At 62.1% G+C, this 16,056-nt stretch carries 13 protein-coding genes; 4 read left to right on the top strand and 9 right to left on the bottom strand.

The annotated features are described in order from the left end of the window. Positions 1–14 precede the first annotated feature (14 nt). From NKH17_RS20120 to NKH17_RS20110, 3 genes are read right to left on the bottom strand one after another with little or no spacing between them, the layout of a single operon-like run. Positions 15–1,388, bottom strand: a complete 1,374-nt coding sequence (locus NKH17_RS20120; RefSeq protein WP_352899047.1) for an MlaD family protein — start codon at positions 1,386–1,388, stop codon at positions 15–17. A 13-nt stretch (positions 1,389–1,401) separates the two neighbouring features. Further along, entirely contained in the window at positions 1,402–2,220 is an 819-nt protein-coding gene (locus tag NKH17_RS20115; protein ID WP_254820179.1) for an ABC transporter ATP-binding protein, read from the bottom strand. Position 2,221: 1 nt separating this feature from the next. Beyond that, positions 2,222–3,406: an ABC transporter permease gene (locus tag NKH17_RS20110; RefSeq protein WP_352806949.1), complete on the bottom strand. Its 1,185-nt coding sequence runs from the start codon at positions 3,404–3,406 to the stop codon at positions 2,222–2,224. A gap of 77 nt (positions 3,407–3,483) precedes the next feature. On the opposite strand from NKH17_RS20110, the gene dgcA reads away from it, so the two are divergent. Then, positions 3,484–4,467, top strand: coding sequence for an N-acetyl-D-Glu racemase DgcA (gene dgcA, locus NKH17_RS20105; protein WP_352972110.1), 984 nt, complete (start codon positions 3,484–3,486; stop codon positions 4,465–4,467). On the opposite strand, the gene NKH17_RS20100 is transcribed toward dgcA, so the two are convergent. Together NKH17_RS20100 and NKH17_RS20095 are read right to left on the bottom strand one after the other, a co-directional pair. Continuing rightward, positions 4,438–5,655 (bottom strand): MFS transporter, encoded by a 1,218-nt coding sequence (locus NKH17_RS20100; RefSeq protein ID WP_352806946.1) that lies wholly within the window; start codon positions 5,653–5,655, stop codon positions 4,438–4,440. The two genes, dgcA and NKH17_RS20100, sit on opposite strands and share 30 nt — an antisense overlap. A gap of 127 nt (positions 5,656–5,782) precedes the next feature. Further along, complete coding sequence (locus tag NKH17_RS20095) at positions 5,783–6,604, bottom strand: UDP-2,3-diacylglucosamine diphosphatase (protein ID WP_352899049.1); 822 nt, start codon at positions 6,602–6,604, stop codon at positions 5,783–5,785. A 120-nt stretch (positions 6,605–6,724) separates the two neighbouring features. Between NKH17_RS20095 and NKH17_RS20090 the strand changes: the two genes are divergently transcribed. Beyond that, positions 6,725–7,504, top strand: coding sequence for an SDR family oxidoreductase (locus NKH17_RS20090; RefSeq protein WP_352899050.1), 780 nt, complete (start codon positions 6,725–6,727; stop codon positions 7,502–7,504). Between the two features lie 142 nt (positions 7,505–7,646). Here the strand turns inward: NKH17_RS20090 and NKH17_RS20085 are convergent, their stop codons facing one another. Further along, positions 7,647–8,312, bottom strand: coding sequence for a hypothetical protein (locus NKH17_RS20085; protein ID WP_352806940.1), 666 nt, complete (start codon positions 8,310–8,312; stop codon positions 7,647–7,649). A 24-nt stretch (positions 8,313–8,336) separates the two neighbouring features. Beyond that, positions 8,337–9,737 carry a selenium-binding protein SBP56-related protein gene (locus tag NKH17_RS20080; RefSeq protein WP_352806937.1) on the bottom strand — a complete coding sequence of 467 codons (1,401 nt, stop codon included), beginning with the start codon at positions 9,735–9,737 and terminating at the stop codon, positions 8,337–8,339. Positions 9,738–10,135: 398 nt separating this feature from the next. Between NKH17_RS20080 and NKH17_RS20075 the strand changes: the two genes are divergently transcribed. Continuing rightward, positions 10,136–12,460: an NADP-dependent malic enzyme gene (locus tag NKH17_RS20075; protein ID WP_254820171.1), complete on the top strand. Its 2,325-nt coding sequence runs from the start codon at positions 10,136–10,138 to the stop codon at positions 12,458–12,460. Between the two features lie 12 nt (positions 12,461–12,472). Here NKH17_RS20075 and NKH17_RS20070 read toward each other — a convergent pair whose 3' ends face one another. After that, positions 12,473–13,093: a DUF1287 domain-containing protein gene (locus NKH17_RS20070; protein ID WP_352806933.1), complete on the bottom strand. Its 621-nt coding sequence runs from the start codon at positions 13,091–13,093 to the stop codon at positions 12,473–12,475. 258 nt (positions 13,094–13,351) lie between these two features. On the opposite strand from NKH17_RS20070, the gene NKH17_RS20065 reads away from it, so the two are divergent. Beyond that, positions 13,352–14,554: a DUF2865 domain-containing protein gene (locus NKH17_RS20065; protein ID WP_352806931.1), complete on the top strand. Its 1,203-nt coding sequence runs from the start codon at positions 13,352–13,354 to the stop codon at positions 14,552–14,554. Here the strand turns inward: NKH17_RS20065 and gltX are convergent. Continuing rightward, positions 14,472–15,845 carry a glutamate--tRNA ligase gene (gene gltX, locus NKH17_RS20060; RefSeq protein ID WP_352806928.1) on the bottom strand — a complete coding sequence of 458 codons (1,374 nt, stop codon included), beginning with the start codon at positions 15,843–15,845 and terminating at the stop codon, positions 14,472–14,474. The genes NKH17_RS20065 and gltX overlap by 83 nt on opposite strands. Between the last annotated feature and the right edge of the window lie 211 nt (positions 15,846–16,056).

Genomic DNA, 16,056 nt, shown 5'->3' with positions numbered 1-16,056 from the left:
GTCGGGGATCGAAGTCAACGGCGCACCCTGCCGTCGAACTGTCGGACCTCGCCCTCGCCGCCGGACAAGATCCTTTGTGGGTTGCGGCTGAGATCGGTTACCGCCTCTTCGATGCGGTTGATCGAACGGCGGCTGTCCTGGACCAGCGCTTCGACGTTTTGCAGCCCTTGTCCCGAGAACCGCGCCAAATTGTCGGTAATGGTACCGAGACGGGCGTTCAGCGTGTCGGCGACCTGCTTGAACGATTTCAGCGTCGCTCTGGCGTCGGCCATGACGCCGTCGGCCTGGCCGGAGCCAAGCAGTTTGTCGACCTTGGCAAGGATACCGTCGACTCGCACCGAGGCATCGTTGAGGCGTCCTGCGAGTTGATGCGCGTCTTTGATGGTTTCATCGATGTCATCGGCTCGGTTGGCGAACTTGTTGGTCACCTTGGCGATGTCGGCGGCAGCCTCGTTGGCGTTTTCGCTGGCCTTCTGGATATTGGCCAGCGCGGTGCGCACCTCAGCCGGATCGATGCCGTCGAGAACGCCGTCGACCTTGGCCAGCGTGCCTTGCGTCTTCTGGGCGAAGTCGTTGATCGAGCCGACCGCGGTGTCGACGTTCTTGATGACCGTGTCGAACTGCTTGCTGGTTTCCTTGAGATTGGCGGTGACCGTGTCGACATTGGCGACGATGCTCTTGATCTGGTCCTTGTTGACGGCGTTGAGTAGCCCTTCCGCCGCCTTCAGGGTGCCGTCGAGCTTGCCCGAAACACCTTTTAATTCGTCCGCCAGCGAGCTGACGCTGGCCAGGAACTTGTCGACGCCGTCCGCATTCCTGGCCAGTGCATCGGAGAAGGTCTGGACATTGTTGACGGTCTGCGTCAGCGGCCCGCGAACATCCTTGGTGAAGCCTTCGAGCTCCGAAAGGACCTTGTCGGCCCGGGTGAAGATGTTCTGCGCCGTCTGCAACAGGTTGGTGACGGCCGACGGGTTGGCAACGATCTCGGCGACGCGGCCTTCCTTTTCCGCCTCGTCGAGGAGTTTTGGCTCCTTGGGGTCGGCGCCCTTGAGCTCGATGTTGGCCTGGCCGGTGAGGCCGGCAAGCCCGATATCGGCCTGCGTCGACTTGGTGATAGGCGTATTCCGGTCTATTTCGGTGTCGGCGATAGCAGCAGTCGGATTGTCGACGTCAATATAGACACGGCGCACGTCGCCGACTTTGACGCCATTGAACAGCACGAAACTGCCACGGCCGAGCCCCGAAGCGGAGCCTGGAATGCGCACGCGCAGCACCGCCGTCTCGCCCCTTTCGCCGATAGCCGCCGTCCAATAGACGAAAGCGAAAGCCGCGAGGATCGCGGCCAGCGTGAAAATGCCGACAATGACGTAGTTGGCCCTGGTTTCCATTGCTCACTTATGGCTATGCGCGCGCCGCAAGATCAAGTTGCCGGGCGCGTTTTCCGCGGAAATAGGATTTTACCCAGGGTTCCTCGCTCCTGAGCATGTCGTCGATCGTGCCCTCGACCAGCACCTTCTTGTTGCCAAGCACCGCCACGCGATCGCACGCGGTAAACAGCGTGTCGAGATCATGCGTGACCATATACACGGTCAAATCCATCGTATCGCGCAGCTTGACGACCAATTCGTCGAATTCAGCCGCACTAATTGGATCGAGGCCGGACGTCGGCTCGTCGAGGAAAACGATGTCCGGATCGAGCGCCAGGGCGCGCGCCAAGGCGGCACGCTTGATCATACCGCCGGAGAGCTCGGAGGGGAATTTCTGCGCCGCCTCCGGCGGCAGTCCGACCAACTCGACCTTGAGCATGGCAAGTTCGTCCATCAGCTTCTTCGGCAAATCGAGATATTCACGCATCGGCACCTGGACGTTTTCGAGGACCGTCAGCGCCGAAAAAAGGGCGCCATGCTGGAACAGCACGCCAAGCCGCATGTCGATTCGAAGGCGCTCCCTTTCGGTTGCCTTCTCGACGTCGACGCCGAACAGTTTGATTGTGCCCGATTGCTTGCGCGTCAAGCCAAGGATGGTGCGCAAGAGAACAGATTTGCCCGCACCGGAGGCACCAACAAAGCCGAGAATCTCCCCGCGCCAGATATCGAGCGACAATTTGTCGAGAACGACCTGGTCGGCGAACGATACGGTGATGTCGTGTGCCGACAGCACGATCTCGTCTTCTTTGACCTTCGTCGCCACCTTGGTCGTGTTTGTGCCCGGCAGCGCCATCTCAGAACTCGATCGCTGCATAGAACATGGCGAAAAGCCCGTCGAGGATAATGACCACGAAGATCGACTTCACCACTGAGGCGGTCACATGCTGGCCGAGCGATTCGGCGCTGCCGCCAACCTTCATGCCCTCGACCGAGGCGATTATGCCGATGATCATGGCCATGAACGGCGCCTTGATCAGGCCCGCAAAGATGGTGCTGAGGTCGATTGCGACACGCAGCCGGTCGATGAACGCTGCCGGTGCAATATCAGAGTAGAGCCACGCAGCCAAAATGCCGCCGCCCAGTGCTGCAAAGTTGGCGATGATCGTCAGGCAAGGCAGCGCGACGACCAGCGCGACCAGCCGCGGAAACACCAGCACGCCGATTGGATTAAGACCGATCACCTTCAGCGCATCGACCTCCTCGCGCATCTTCATCGAGCCGATCTCGGCGGTGATCGCGCTACCGGAGCGGCCGGCGATCATGATCGCCGTCATCAAAACGCCGAGCTCGCGCAGGATCAGCACGCCGACCAGGTCGACGACGAAGATGTCGGCGCCGAAATAACTGAGCTGATAGGCGCCTTGCTGGGCAACGATCGCACCGACGATGGCCGACATCAGCACCACCACCGGTATGGCGCCGACGCCCATGCGATCGATCTGGTTGAAGATCGCCGCCATATTGACGGCATGGCCACGGCCAAGCTTCATCTGAGAGCCGCGTATCGTAGCGCCGAGGATGTTCATTGCGGCCAGGAAATCGTCGCGCATCTCATAGACGCGACGGCCTACCGCCTCGAGCCCCCGAATGATGAAGTTGGGCGGCTTTGCCAGACCGGATCCGGGCTCGCGTCGAACCGCATCGCCGACGGCGCCAAGCAGGATCGAGGCAATCTCGCTTTGCCCCTGCATCTTGATCTCGACGCCCTTCTTTTCGAAGCTGCTCACCAGGCGATCGATCAGCCAGGCGCCGGCAGTGTCCATCTTCTCGATCTGCGACAGATCGAGCGCCAGCGTCTTGAAGCCGCCGCGCTTCTCGATCTTGCGCATCTCGGCATCGACCAACGCCACGGTGCGTGTCGTCCAGCTTCCCGAGAAAGCGCAGCCGAGAACGCCGCCCTCCTCGCCGATCGCGATGCGCGGCTGGTGGTCGGGCTCCTTGGCAGGGCCGCTTGCGTCGCGTTTGCGGATGGTCAACATGGCGTCCTGTTTAGCCTGACGGGGCCGAGCTGTCGATTTGCCGACATCCTCCTTGTGCACAGCCGGAGCAGAAAAATATGGCGCGTGTCATTTCGGTCGAGGCCGAGCGCTTTCCGATAGCCGGAACCTTTACCATTTCGCGCGGCTCGAAGACCGAAGCGGAGGTGATTTCCTGCGCCATCACCGAAAACGGCCGTACAGGACGCGGCGAATGCGTTCCTTACAAGCGCTATGGCGAGACCATGGAGGGTGTGCGTGGCGCGATAGAGGCGATGCGCAGTGAGATCGCGCACGGCATCAGCCGCATCGCCCTGCTCGGTGCCATGCCTGCCGGCGCGGCACGCAACGCCATCGACTGCGCGCTCTGGGACCTGGAAGCGAAGATCAGCGGAACACCGGTGGCGCATACGATACGAACCGTTCCGTTACGACCGCTTGAGACGGCGTACACATTGTCGCTCGCCGAGCCGGAAGCGGTGGCGGCGCAGGCCCGCGCCAACGCCCAGCGCCCGCTGCTCAAGGTCAAGATCGGCGGCGACAACGACATCGCCCGCATCCGCGCAGTGACGGCGGCGGCACCCGACAGCCGAATCATTCTTGATGCCAACGAAGGCTGGACGAACGACAACATCGTAGAAAACCTCGCCTTTGCCGCTGCGCAAGGTATCGCCTTGATCGAACAGCCGCTGCCGGCGGGACATGACGGTATTCTTCGCCACATCGCGCATCCGGTGCCGATCTGCGCCGACGAAAGCGTGCACGAGGCGAAGGATATTGGAGCGCTTGTCGGCCTCTACGACGCCATCAACATCAAGCTCGACAAATCCGGCGGCCTGACCGCAGCACTCGTGCTTCGCGACCGCGCCCGCGAACTGGGTCTTGGCGTTATGGTCGGCTGCATGGTCGGCACATCGCTTGCGATGGCGCCGGCCGTTCTGTTGGCGCAGGATGCCGATTTCGTCGATCTCGACGGTCCGTTGCTGCTAGCCCGCGACCGCATTCCCGGTCTCGTCTATCAAGGGTCGCTGGTGTCACCGCCCGAGCCGGCGCTGTGGGGCTGAACGCGCCGCAAGTCCGATCAGCGCCAGGCCCGTCAGGGTGATCGGGATCATGGCAAAGAAGCCGTTCGCGCCGAAGCGGTCGTAAAGAGGACCGGAAATGAGCGTCGCCACCGCCATGAAGAAGCCGTTGGAAAAATAGGCGATGCCTTGCGCCGCCCCGGTGCGTTCTTCCACGACCGTCTCACCGATCATCTTTTGCAGGCCGATCAGCACCAGCGCCACCGAAACCGCGTGCAGCGTCTGGATCGCGAAAAACCCGCCAACGCCAAGTCCAAGCGGCCAGATCAAAGGGAAGGCGATCCAGCGCACGATAGCGCCTGTCCCGGCAATCAGCATGATCGACACGATCGAGAAGGAGGCGAAAGCCCGAGTGAAGACGACGAACATGCATATCTCGGCGACGACGCCCCACCCCCAGAGCAGCCCAACAACCGAATCGCTGATGCCGATCGACTTCCAGTAGATCGACACGAAGCCGTAGAGAAACGCGTGGCTGGCGGTGATGACGCCGACCCCGGTCGAAAAATAAAGAAAATACGGGTTGAGGAGTTTTGATGCCGATTGCTGGATGTCGGCAGCCGAAAGCGGCGAGGCGCGGCGCGGGCGGCCGAGGCGCGGCGCAATCAGCCCGGCGGCTAGCGCGGCGCATAACGACACGAAGATGATCACCGGGACAGCCTGAGCACCGCTCGCCGACAAGATGAAACCGCCGGCGAGATTGGCACAGAGATAGGAGATCGAGCCCCATTTGCGCATGCCGGCGTAGTTCGAGCCGAAGCGGCGAACACCAGAAAGGGCGAGTGAATCGGCAATCGGCGAATGCGGCGTCCAAACGACCGTCAGCGCCAGGGATACGGCAAGTACCATTGCGTAGGTCGGCGGCAGGAGGTAGCCGGCGGACAGGATCAGCGATGCGGCGACCAGCGCAACATAGACATTGGCGCGATCGCTCGCTTTGTCTGCCAGCGCGGTAAGAAAAGGCGTCGTTGCCACACGCAGGAACATCGGCGCGGCGAGGATCACGGCTATCTGCTCGGCGTGGAACCCCTTGGCCTGCAGCCACAGGGGAAAATACGGCACATGCGTTCCGAGCGGCACGAAGAGCGTGAAGAAGATCAAGCTCATGCGCAGTTCGAAATGGCGTGGCTTGACGAGCTGTTCGGGCGAAAGCGGCGGCAGCGAGGACATTGACAGGCGATCCGTCGGCACGGCATTCAGCCGGGTCGGCCCACCACACCTGCCGCTGCATAACACGGCGAAAAAGTCGATGAAACCGCTGGACTAACCGATTGAAGCGAGGGGGGCCGGGTTTTGGTCAAGCCGCCTGGACTGCCCTGCCCTTGATGTCGATCGGCACGAGCACCTCGCCGCCGACCGGAGTCTCCGGCAGGACATGCGCCCAGTGCAGGATCTCCATCCGGCCGTCAAAATGCTCGACCACCGCCGTGCAGCTCTCCACCCAGTCGCCGGTGTTGATGTACTGCACGTCCTCGTAGCTTTCGATCGCGGCGTGGTGGATGTGCCCGCAGATGACGCCGTCGACGTGCGAGCGGCGCGCCTCCTCGGTCAGCACGGTCTGGAACGAGCCGATGAAATTCACCGCCTTCTTGACCTTGACCTTGGCCCAGGACGAGAACGACCAGTAAGGCAGGCCGAGCACCTGGCGCAGGCGCGTGATGACGCGGTTGACCAGCATCGCCGCGTCATAGGCGTAATCGCCGAGATAGGCGAGCCAGCGCGCATTGTGGACGACGGTGTCGAACTGGTCGCCATGAATGACAAGAAGGCGTTTGCCATCGGCAGTCTCGTGGATGGCGCGGTCGGCGACGACAATGCCGCCGAAATGCACGCCCTGGAACTGGCGCGCGAACTCGTCGTGATTGCCGGCGATGTAGGTGATGCTGGCGCCCTTGCGCGCCTTGCGCAGCAATTTCTGGACGACGTCATTGTGGCTCTGCGGCCAATGCCAGCTTCGTCTCAAGCGCCAGCCGTCGACGATGTCGCCGACGAGATAGATGATATCGGCATCGTGACGGCGCAGGAAATCGATCAGGAACTCGGCCTTCGCCGCTTTCGATCCGAGATGGACGTCGGAGATGAACATGCTGCGGAAAGTGCGGGGCTCTGCGCCGGACATCATTTGTCACCGTTGCTTTCGCGTGAGGCTATGCCCCGATTCATGCAACAACCGTATGACGGTTGCGATTGGTCCAGCCATCCGGATAGGTTACCGCGGCAATCAGAGGAGAAAATCACCATGGATCTCGGCATTCGCGGCAAGAAGGCCATCGTCTGTGCTTCGAGCAAAGGCTTGGGACGGGGCTGCGCCATGGCACTGGCGGAGGCAGGCTGCGATCTGGTCGTCAATGGCCGCAGCGCCGACGTGCTGGCCAAAACCGCCGCTGAACTGCGGGAGAAATTCGGCGTCAAGGTGACCGAGATCGTCGGCGACATATCCAAGCCCGATGTCCAGCAGGCGCTGCTTGCCGCCTGCCCCGATCCCGACATCCTCGTCAACAACAATGGCGGTCTGCCGTTTCGCGATTTCCGTGCGCTCGACCGCGAAAAGATCCTCGAGGGCGTCACCCAGAACATGGTAACCCCTGTCGAACTGGTTCAGGCCGTGATCGACGGCATGGCGGCGCGCGGCTTCGGCCGCATCGTCAACATCACCTCACTGTCCGTCTATGTGCCTATCCCCGGCCTCGACCTGTCGTCCGGCGCCCGCGCCGGCCTCACCTCGTTCCTCGCCGGCGTCGCGCGGACGGTGATCGACCGCAATGTGACGATCAACAACATGCTGCCGGGAAAACTAGACACCGACCGGCTGCGCGGCCCGCATGAACCCGGCAGTGTCGAGGATCCGGCGGCCGCTGCCGCGCGCAAGGCGCAAGCAGCAGCCAATGTTCCGGCCAAACGGCTCGGCACGCCGGAGGAGTTCGGCCAGATCTGCGCCTTCCTGTGCTCGGTCCATGCCGGCTACCTGACCGGGCAGAACATACCGGTCGACGGCGGCCTCTACGTCAGCGCGTTCTAGTGGTAGAAATCCAAACGCTTGGTTACCCTCTGGACGGCGGAAGAACGACCCTTTGCGGTTGTTGGGTGCGAGCGCCGCATGATGCGATCTGACCTTTCCTGACATTCGCAGAAGGGAGAATTCCTTTGCCAATGGATGCAACCTAGCGAGCGAATCCGATACTCGCGATCCCAATTCCGCCCACCAGGATCAGGCTCACGGCCCACACAGTGTCGAGATTGAACCAGCTTTGTGAGATGAACTTGGGTCCGAGCCATCGATAGACGGCAATGGCGATAACACCGCCACTTACAATCATCGCGGCCGTATGGACCACGGAGACGGCGGTGGCGGTGATCAGATTACCGGCCATGAGCGTGGTAGCCGCCTGGTGTCCAACATCGAGATCGCCTGCCTGGCACAGGCCGAGATAAATCGGCACCAGCATCAGTCCGGCGCCATGCGCGGTGGCGGCCGCGAAGGACCACAAGGCCAATTGCGCCGGCGGGATACGGGCAAGAACACGCGGGTGGCGCCGGTTGATCAGGAGATAGATCCCGGCTGCGATCACAATCAACCCCGCCGCGATGCGAATCTGTCGTTCCCAGACGATGAGCGTCAGCATCGCGCCGAAGGGCAGCAGGATACCGATCATCGCCACAAAGTGGCCTATTGCCAAAAGGCCGAGCGCCCGAAACAATTCGCCGGCACGTCTGTCCAAAAGGCCGGCCGAAACGGCCAACGGCCAGCCCATGCCAGGATTGATGCCGTGATAAATGCCGCTGGCGACGACGGCCAGCCAGAGACCGGCCGTCGTCCACTCGCTCATCGCTTCATTGACCCGGGCAGTCGGTTACACCGACGGATAGCAGAACGAATCCGTCGAGCAATCGCCGCCTTCCAGACGAATCTGGTGCGAGCGATACCCCTCGGGGAACTCGACATAAAAGTCCTTGTCCAGGGTGATTCCACCGTTCTCGCCGACATTGGCCTTGACCATGGCTGCCGGAATACCATCGCGATAGAACTGGTCGTCCCAAGTCGAATACAGGGAGTTGGTCCAGTAAACGCGTTTGCCGTCGCGGCTGATCTCGACCATTTGCGGTCCGCCCCTGTAGTCGCCGCCGCCGGGATGCTTGGTCTTGCGCGTGATGCCGCCAATATGGATGGACCCTGCAAGCTTAGGCTTCATCGGATCGGTCACATCGTATTGGCGCATCTCGCCGGTGCCCCAGCAGGATACGTACAGGAATCGGTCATCGAGCGACAGGTCGATGTCCGTTACTAGCGGCGGCACCGCCTCGAAGCCCTGAAGCAATGGCGGCAGGTCATCCTTGGCGGCTGCCTCGGGCGGGATGGTCGCCGTCTTTTCGCAGTGGAATTTGCCGCCCTCGCGCCACCAGGTCCAGATCGATCCCTCGAGGTTTGTCGTGTCGACGACCACTCCAAGGAAACCGTATTCCTTGACCGGGTCATGGGCGGGGCGGACTTCCAGCGCCATCTGGTGGTTGGCGCCCAGATCGATGGTCTGCACGTTCCTGCGTTCGCGCAAATTCCAGAAATGCACCCGGTGTCCATATTTGTTCGACAAGAGGTCTTCAGGCACGATGCCCTGCTCGAACTGGGGCGGAAGGGCCCACTCGCTCGACACCATGTAGTCGCGTGGCAGGTTCCACCAGAAATCATACTGCTTGTCCTGCGGCCCGCGATCGATCTCGTAGCGCCCGATGACGTCGAACGTCTGGCAATCCATGACGAAGATGCCGGGAGGTCCGTCGGTGCCGTCAGGGCCACCGCCCCCAAGCGTCGAGACATAAATACCTTCCGGACCGCAGTGAATCGTATGAGGCCTGGAATAGCCCGTCTTGGCAAACACTTCTTCTGGCTCGATGACCTTGTGGATCTTGGCCTTGGTCGGTCCGCCCTTGGTGTCTATGACGTAAATGCGCGAAGATCGAATACCGGGAATGATCAGAAAGCGGCGCTCGAGAAACGGGTGACCATTCAGCGGCGAAAGGGCCGAAGAGCACGCGTTCCAGCCGAAATGGTGAAACTCGTCGCCCTTGTTCGGCATTGTCACGCTATTGACGACCTTGCCGTAGTCCTTCGACTTCGGGTTTACGTCAATTATGGCTAGTCCATCTGGCTGAGAGAAGTCGGGACTCAACATCAAAGTGTAGGCAAAATTTTCGACTGGCGCCTGCATTGCGAGCTTGGCAGTCGCGTGGAAAGTCGGGTCTGGCCGTACAGTCATTGTCGTCCTCCCTTGGCAGGTTAAGCAGTCCGACCGACAATCAGGGGCACGATCTGTGATGCGTTTGGATGTCCGCCGAAAACGTCGGGGCGCTTTGTTGTTCGCACGCTATTTCGTGCGACTTTTCGAAGAATCTCACGGATTTTGGAGAACTGCAATGTCGACTTGTTTCGCCGCGGGGCCTCTGTGAGCGACGAGCGCCACAAGACATTCGAACTGGGCGGCGTACCTCGCCGCAGCACCCCGCCTATCGCCCCAACATCTCAATGGCAGACCGCACAGGAGGGCAGGGTGCAAGCCGCAAGCTCGCGCTTGCGACATATCACCTCTCGAAAAGCCTCGGCTGCATGCTAAGAGACTCAAAACACCAAACGGACTGAACTGAGGAGGCGGCCGTCATGACAGGCGAAAGCAAGAAGGCGGCCCGATCCGACCTCGACGAAGCGGCGCTCTATTTCCATAAGCACCCCCGTCCCGGAAAGCTTGAAATCCAGGCGACGAAGCCGCTGGGCAATCAGCGCGACCTGGCGCTTGCCTATTCGCCGGGCGTCGCCGCCCCCTGCCTTGAAATCCGCGACGACCCGGCAACCGCCGCCGACTATACAGCCCGCGCCAATCTGGTCGGAGTTGTCACCAACGGTTCGGCGGTGCTGGGCCTCGGGAATATCGGTCCGCTCGCCTCCAAGCCGGTGATGGAAGGCAAGGCGGTGCTGTTCAAGAAGTTCGCCGGCATCGATGTCTTCGACATCGAGATCGACGCACCGGGCATCGAGCGCATGGTCGAAACGATCTCGGCGCTGGAACCAACCTTCGGCGGCATCAACCTGGAAGACATCAAGGCGCCCGAATGCTTCGAAGTCGAGGAGCAGTTGAAAGCCCGCATGGGCATACCAGTCTTCCATGACGACCAGCACGGCACCGCCATCATCGTCGCCGCCGCCGTGCTCAACGGGCTGGAATTCGCCGGCAAGTCCATCTCGGACATCAAGATCGTCACGTCGGGCGCTGGTGCTGCGGCGCTTGCCTGCCTCAACCTGCTGGTCTCGCTCGGCGCGCGGGTCGAAAACATCTGGGTCACGGACCGGTTCGGCGTCGCCCATAAGGGCCGCGTCGAGGAGATGGACCGCTGGAAAGACCCTTATGTGAAGGACACCGAGGCGCGTACGCTGGCCGACGTTCTGCCCGGCGCCGACGTGTTTCTCGGCCTGTCTGCCGCCGGCGTGCTGAAGCCGGAATTACTCCACCACATGGCGCCAAAGCCGCTGATCCTGGCGCTGGCCAATCCCAATCCCGAAATCATGCCGGAAGCAGCACGGGCGGCGCGGCCCGACGCGATGATCTGCACCGGCCGCTCCGATTTCCCCAATCAAGTCAATAACGTACTCTGTTTTCCTTACATCTTCCGTGGCGCGCTGGATTGCGGCGCAAGCGCCATCAACGAAGAGATGAAGATGGCTGCTGTGCGAGCGATTGCAGCGCTCGCCCGCGAAGAGCCGTCCGACGTTGCCGCGCGTGCCTATTCCGGCGAGACGCCGATCTTTGGTCCGGAGTTCCTGATCCCCTCGCCTTTCGATCCGCGGCTGATCCTGCGCATTGCCCCTGCTGTCGCCAAGGCAGCTTGCGAGACCGGCGTCGCGACCCGGCCGATCACCGATTTCGCCGCTTATATCGACAAGCTGAACCGCTTCGTCTTCCGCTCCGGCCTGGTCATGAAGCCGGTGTTCTCGATGGCCAAGACGTCGAGCGCCAAACGCGTCATCTATGCCGACGGCGAGGACGAGCGCGTGCTTCGCGCCGCCCAGGTCGTGCTCGAGGAAGGCATTGCCGAACCGATCCTGATCGGCCGCCCGCATGTCATCGAGGTGCGGTTGAAACGATACGGGCTGCGCATCAAGCCGGGCGTCGATTTCGGCTTGATCAACCCGGAAGACGATCCGCGTTACCGCCACTATGTCGACCTTTTGATCGAGCTTGCCGGCCGGCGTGGGGTGACGACGGAAGCCGCGCGCACCATGGTGCGCACCGACAATACGGTGATCGCGGCCCTTGCCCTGAAGCGCGGCGACGCCGACGCCATGGTCTGCGGGCTCGAAGGCCGTTTCGAGCGCCATTTGCGCAACGTAACGCTGATCATCGGGCCGCGCCCCGGCATTAGGGATCGCGACCTGTCGACGCTGTCCATGCTGATCTCGCAGCGCGGCATCATTTTCCTCACCGACACCCATGTCTCCGTCGATCCGACCGCCGAAGAAATTGCGGAAATGACCGTTTTGGCGGCCGAGGAAATTCAGCGTTTCGGCATTGAGCCCAAGGCAGCGCTGCTGTCGCATTCTGATTTCGGCTCCCGCGATTCGCCAAGCGCCATGAAGATGCGGCAGGCGGCGGCGATCCTGGCGCGCATCGCGCCCGACCTGCAATGCGACGGCGAGATGCATGCCGACTCGGCACTATCGGAGCAGCTGCGCCAACGCGTCTATCCGCATTCGCGGCTGAAGGGCGAAGCCAATCTGCTGGTGTTTCCCAATCTCGATTCGGCGAACATCACGCTGACCGCGCTGCGCACGATGATGGACGCGCTGCATGTCGGCCCGATCCTGCTCGGCACCGACAGCCCAGCGCACATATTGACACCGTCGGTCACCTCGCGCGGCGTCGTCAACATGACGGCACTGGCAGTGGTCGAAGCCGCGCATAAGGCGCAAGCCATCGTCGATCTGGGCTAGCGATGGGCCTTCTCAGACTGGCTTGAACCGGAAATGCCCTGTCTGCCTGAAGGCAAACAAAGTGTCCTCTTCTCTGGCGCCGCCGCCGATGTTGTGAATAACCAGCCTTCTTGTCGGCACCACAGTGGAGTGATTGGACGACACGATGGCAATATGCGACAGATTGCTGGGCAGCATCTGGGCGACGAGATCCCCAGGCCGATAATCGGCGGGGTCTTGGCTGACGGGCAAGGCAGCACCGCGCCGCTCGAAATAGACCGCAAGATTAGGCACACGGCGGTGGTCGATGTTGCGGTCGGGCGCCTTCAAGCCCCAAGCCTTCGGATAGGCGGCGAAATTGACCCGCATATCCTCATGCACCAATTCTTGCAGGTCGAGATCGAAGGCGCGGCGATAGGCACGGATCACGACATCCGTGCACACACCCCGCTCTGGCTCAACGTCCCCGCCCGGATAGGCCAGGCGCGTATAGGTCGGATCGTAGAGCGTGGTGACGCCGATCTGCTCACGAGCGGCTTCGACCAATCTGGTGCCCCAATCCGGCGTGACGAGCTTTTCCTGCGCCATGGCGACCGGCATCGCCAGGCATAAAAGACCAAATTGCACCGCGGCTCGACGGGTAATCGAGGTCATCCCAAGCCTCCGGGCATTACTGAATCCAGGCATTCTTCTCGGCGAATACGCCTTTTTCGTGCAACGCCAGGATGTCGCGGTACTGGCTCTGTCCGAAAAGGCCGTGGGGGGTGGTCGGCATGACAGCCCTCGTCGTGATCGCGCACAGGCGCAAGCCATCGCCGATTTGAGCCGAAGCCGGAATCGGCGGTATGCTAAACGAACGGTTAACCGCGAGCGCGGTAGTTCTGAATGACAGGCAGGTGGAGGTCCGGAGGGATGACGGGCGCACATTGCAAGCTGACGCGGGCAGCCGCGCTGCTCGGCGTCCTGCTACTGTGCGGCATTGCCGTCACTCAGTCGCAGGCCGCTTCGCGCCTCTGCCGCCAGCTTGAAGCCGATCTTGGCGCCGCTTCTCGTGGTGGCGGCGGCAAGCCGGGCCTGCTCAGGAAATACGACGACGCGATCGTCCGGCAGCGCCAGCAGATTTCAAAAGCCGTCAGCCAGTCCAGCAGCGCCGGCTGCGGCTTCTCGCTGTCTCGCCGCAACGCCAACGCATGCGCGGCACTCGACGCCACCATCGATCGCATGGCTGCCAATCTCGACGCCTTGCAGGCCAAGCGCAGTGAGCTTGCCGGCGGTGGTTCGCGACGCGATCGCGCGCGCATATTGGCCTCGCTTGACGCCAATGGCTGCCGCGATGATGCGGCGTCGACGCCCACACCTGACCGCGAAGCCAGCCGTGAAAACGGCAACCGAAGCCTGCTCGACCAGCTTCTGGGCAGTGAACCTGGTGCGCCCGACCAGCCCGAAGAGCTCGACCAGGCTGAAGAGCTAAGTCAGCCGCGCAACATCCGCAGCATCCTCAACAACGCCGACGAGTTGGGCCAGCCGCGACGCGAATTCCGCACCATGTGCGTGCGGACCTGCGACGGCTATTTCTTCCCGATGTCGAATGCTGCCTCGCTGGGCGATTTCGAGCGCGACCAGAAGAACTGCGAATCGAGCTGCCCCGGCACCGAGATGCAGGTTTTCTACACGCGCGGCATGAACGACGATTCGGCGTCGATGACGTCTTCAGTGACCGGCAGGCCTTATATCGAACTGTCGACGGCCTACCTTTACAAGCAATCCGACACGCCCCGGCCGCCGACCTGCGGCTGCAATGCCGTGCAGAATTTCCAGATCATCGCCGGCAACCCGCCAACCCCGGCACAATCCAAGGCGAGCGTGGAGACCACCCCGTTCATTCCGCTGCCGGTTGCCAAGCCTGATCCGGGCGCCGACCCGGAGACCTTGGCCAATTCGCAAGGCGGCCTCAACCGTGAGGCGATCAGACGGCTTGCCGCCAAACCTGTGCCCTCGCCGACGTCGCTGCCGCCGCCGGAGCAGCGCAAGGTCAGGGTCGTCGGGCCAACGTTCCTTCCCGACCCAGCAGCGGCAACAGATCTGCAAGCTCCGGACCGGAAGACTGTCCCGTAAGCGCCAGCCTGAGCGGCATGAACAGGGCCTTGCCCTTGCGGCCGCTCGCCGCTCGGATCTTGCCCGTCCAGTCCTTCCAGACAGTGCCGTTCCAAGGCTCTTCCGGCAGCAGCTCGAATGCCTGGCGAAGAAAGTCGCGGTCCTCGTCGGAAAACTCCGCCGGCTCCTCTGGACCGTCTCGAAGCGTACGCCACCAGATCGCCGCATCGGCCAGCCTGTCGAGATTGCCGCGCACCGCCAGCCAGAAAGGCTCGGCCTGTTCGCCGGAGATGCCGAGCACGATCAGCCGGTCGCGTGCCTCTGAAAACGGCATGTGGTGCAGCAGCGTGCGGTTAAGCACGAAGAGCTCGTCCGGGTCGAATTTGGCGGCGGATTTCGATGTTGCAGCCGGATCGAAGCGCTCGGCCAGCTCGGCCATCGCCGGCACCGCTATGACGTTTTCCGAGGTACCGACGAGCACCGCCAGCGAAGCCACCGCCATCGGCTCGATGCCGCTCTCACGCAGGCTCTGGATGGACAGCGCGCCGGTGCGCTTCGAAAGTCCCTCGCCTGATGCCGTTGTCAGGAGATTGTGGTGGCCGAACGCCGGCGGCTCCGCGCCAAGCGCTCGGAACAGGGCTATCTGAACGCCGGTATTGGTGACGTGGTCGTCGCCGCGAATGACATGGCTGACGCCCATGTCGATGTCGTCGACAACCGAAGGCAATGTATAGAGGTAGGTGCCGTCCTCACGCCGCAGAACCGGGTCTGAAAGCGAGGCGAGGTCGACGGTTTCTTCGCCGCGCACCAGGTCGTTCCAGTGGATTTCGGTGCGCTCCGGCTGCAGCGGATCACCGGTGAAGTTGGGCAGCAGAAAGCGCCAGTGCGGCCGCCGCCCATCGGCCTCATATTCCGCCACCTGCTCAGCTGTCAGCGTCAACGCCTCGCGGCCATAGACTGGCGGCAGGCCACGCGTGCGGCGCACCTTGCGCCTCAGGTCGAGCTCTTCGGGCGTCTCATAGCAAGCATAGACGAGGCGCGCCTCCTTCAGCCTCTCCAGTGCGGAATCGTAGATTTCCACGCGCCGCGACTGGTACTCCGTGGCGTCGGGGAAGATGCCCAGCCAATGCAGGTCATACAGGATAGCGTCGGAAAACTCCTGCGTCGAACGGGCAACGTCGGTGTCGTCGAAGCGCTGGATGAAGCGGCCTTTGTTCTTGATGGCGAACAGCCAATTGAACAAAGCGGTGCGCGCATTGCCGATATGGATGCGGCCGGTCGGTGACGGGGCGAAACGGACGGTAACTGTCATGAGGGGGGCGTACCGGATGGTTTTGCTGTTGACAAGACGCGCCCCCGCGCTCGGCGGCAGACATAGAACATGACAAAGGCGAAGAAAAGACTGCAGCGCCGCACGTCTATAAAAACGTGGCGCGCCGCCACCCGCAGATAAACACGCCCTTTGTGAGTTTAAACGCCCGGGGGTTGGACAACCCGCGGTAGAATGCGCCGTGGCGCCCGGT

This window comes from Mesorhizobium sp. M1334 (assembly GCF_040317995.1).
Lineage (GTDB): Bacteria > Pseudomonadota > Alphaproteobacteria > Rhizobiales > Rhizobiaceae > Mesorhizobium.
This window is presented reverse-complemented; position numbering and strand designations above follow the sequence as displayed.

Excerpts from the sequence above, each read along its gene's own strand:
- NKH17_RS20120 (WP_352899047.1), bottom strand. The coding sequence starts at position 1,388 with ATGGAAACCAGGGCCAACTACGTCATTGTCGGCATTTTCACGCTGGCC.
- NKH17_RS20115 (WP_254820179.1), bottom strand. The coding sequence starts at position 2,220 with ATGGCGCTGCCGGGCACAAACACGACCAAGGTGGCGACGAAGGTCAAA.
- NKH17_RS20110 (WP_352806949.1), bottom strand. The coding sequence starts at position 3,406 with ATGTTGACCATCCGCAAACGCGACGCAAGCGGCCCTGCCAAGGAGCCC.
- dgcA (WP_352972110.1), top strand. The coding sequence starts at position 3,484 with ATGGCGCGTGTCATTTCGGTCGAGGCCGAGCGCTTTCCGATAGCCGGA.
- NKH17_RS20100 (WP_352806946.1), bottom strand. The coding sequence starts at position 5,655 with ATGTCCTCGCTGCCGCCGCTTTCGCCCGAACAGCTCGTCAAGCCACGC.
- NKH17_RS20095 (WP_352899049.1), bottom strand. The coding sequence starts at position 6,604 with ATGTCCGGCGCAGAGCCCCGCACTTTCCGCAGCATGTTCATCTCCGAC.
- NKH17_RS20090 (WP_352899050.1), top strand. The coding sequence starts at position 6,725 with ATGGATCTCGGCATTCGCGGCAAGAAGGCCATCGTCTGTGCTTCGAGC.
- NKH17_RS20085 (WP_352806940.1), bottom strand. The coding sequence starts at position 8,312 with ATGAGCGAGTGGACGACGGCCGGTCTCTGGCTGGCCGTCGTCGCCAGC.
- NKH17_RS20080 (WP_352806937.1), bottom strand. The coding sequence starts at position 9,737 with ATGACTGTACGGCCAGACCCGACTTTCCACGCGACTGCCAAGCTCGCA.
- NKH17_RS20075 (WP_254820171.1), top strand. The coding sequence starts at position 10,136 with ATGACAGGCGAAAGCAAGAAGGCGGCCCGATCCGACCTCGACGAAGCG.
- NKH17_RS20070 (WP_352806933.1), bottom strand. The coding sequence starts at position 13,093 with ATGACCTCGATTACCCGTCGAGCCGCGGTGCAATTTGGTCTTTTATGC.
- NKH17_RS20065 (WP_352806931.1), top strand. The coding sequence starts at position 13,352 with ATGACGGGCGCACATTGCAAGCTGACGCGGGCAGCCGCGCTGCTCGGC.
- gltX (WP_352806928.1), bottom strand. The coding sequence starts at position 15,845 with ATGACAGTTACCGTCCGTTTCGCCCCGTCACCGACCGGCCGCATCCAT.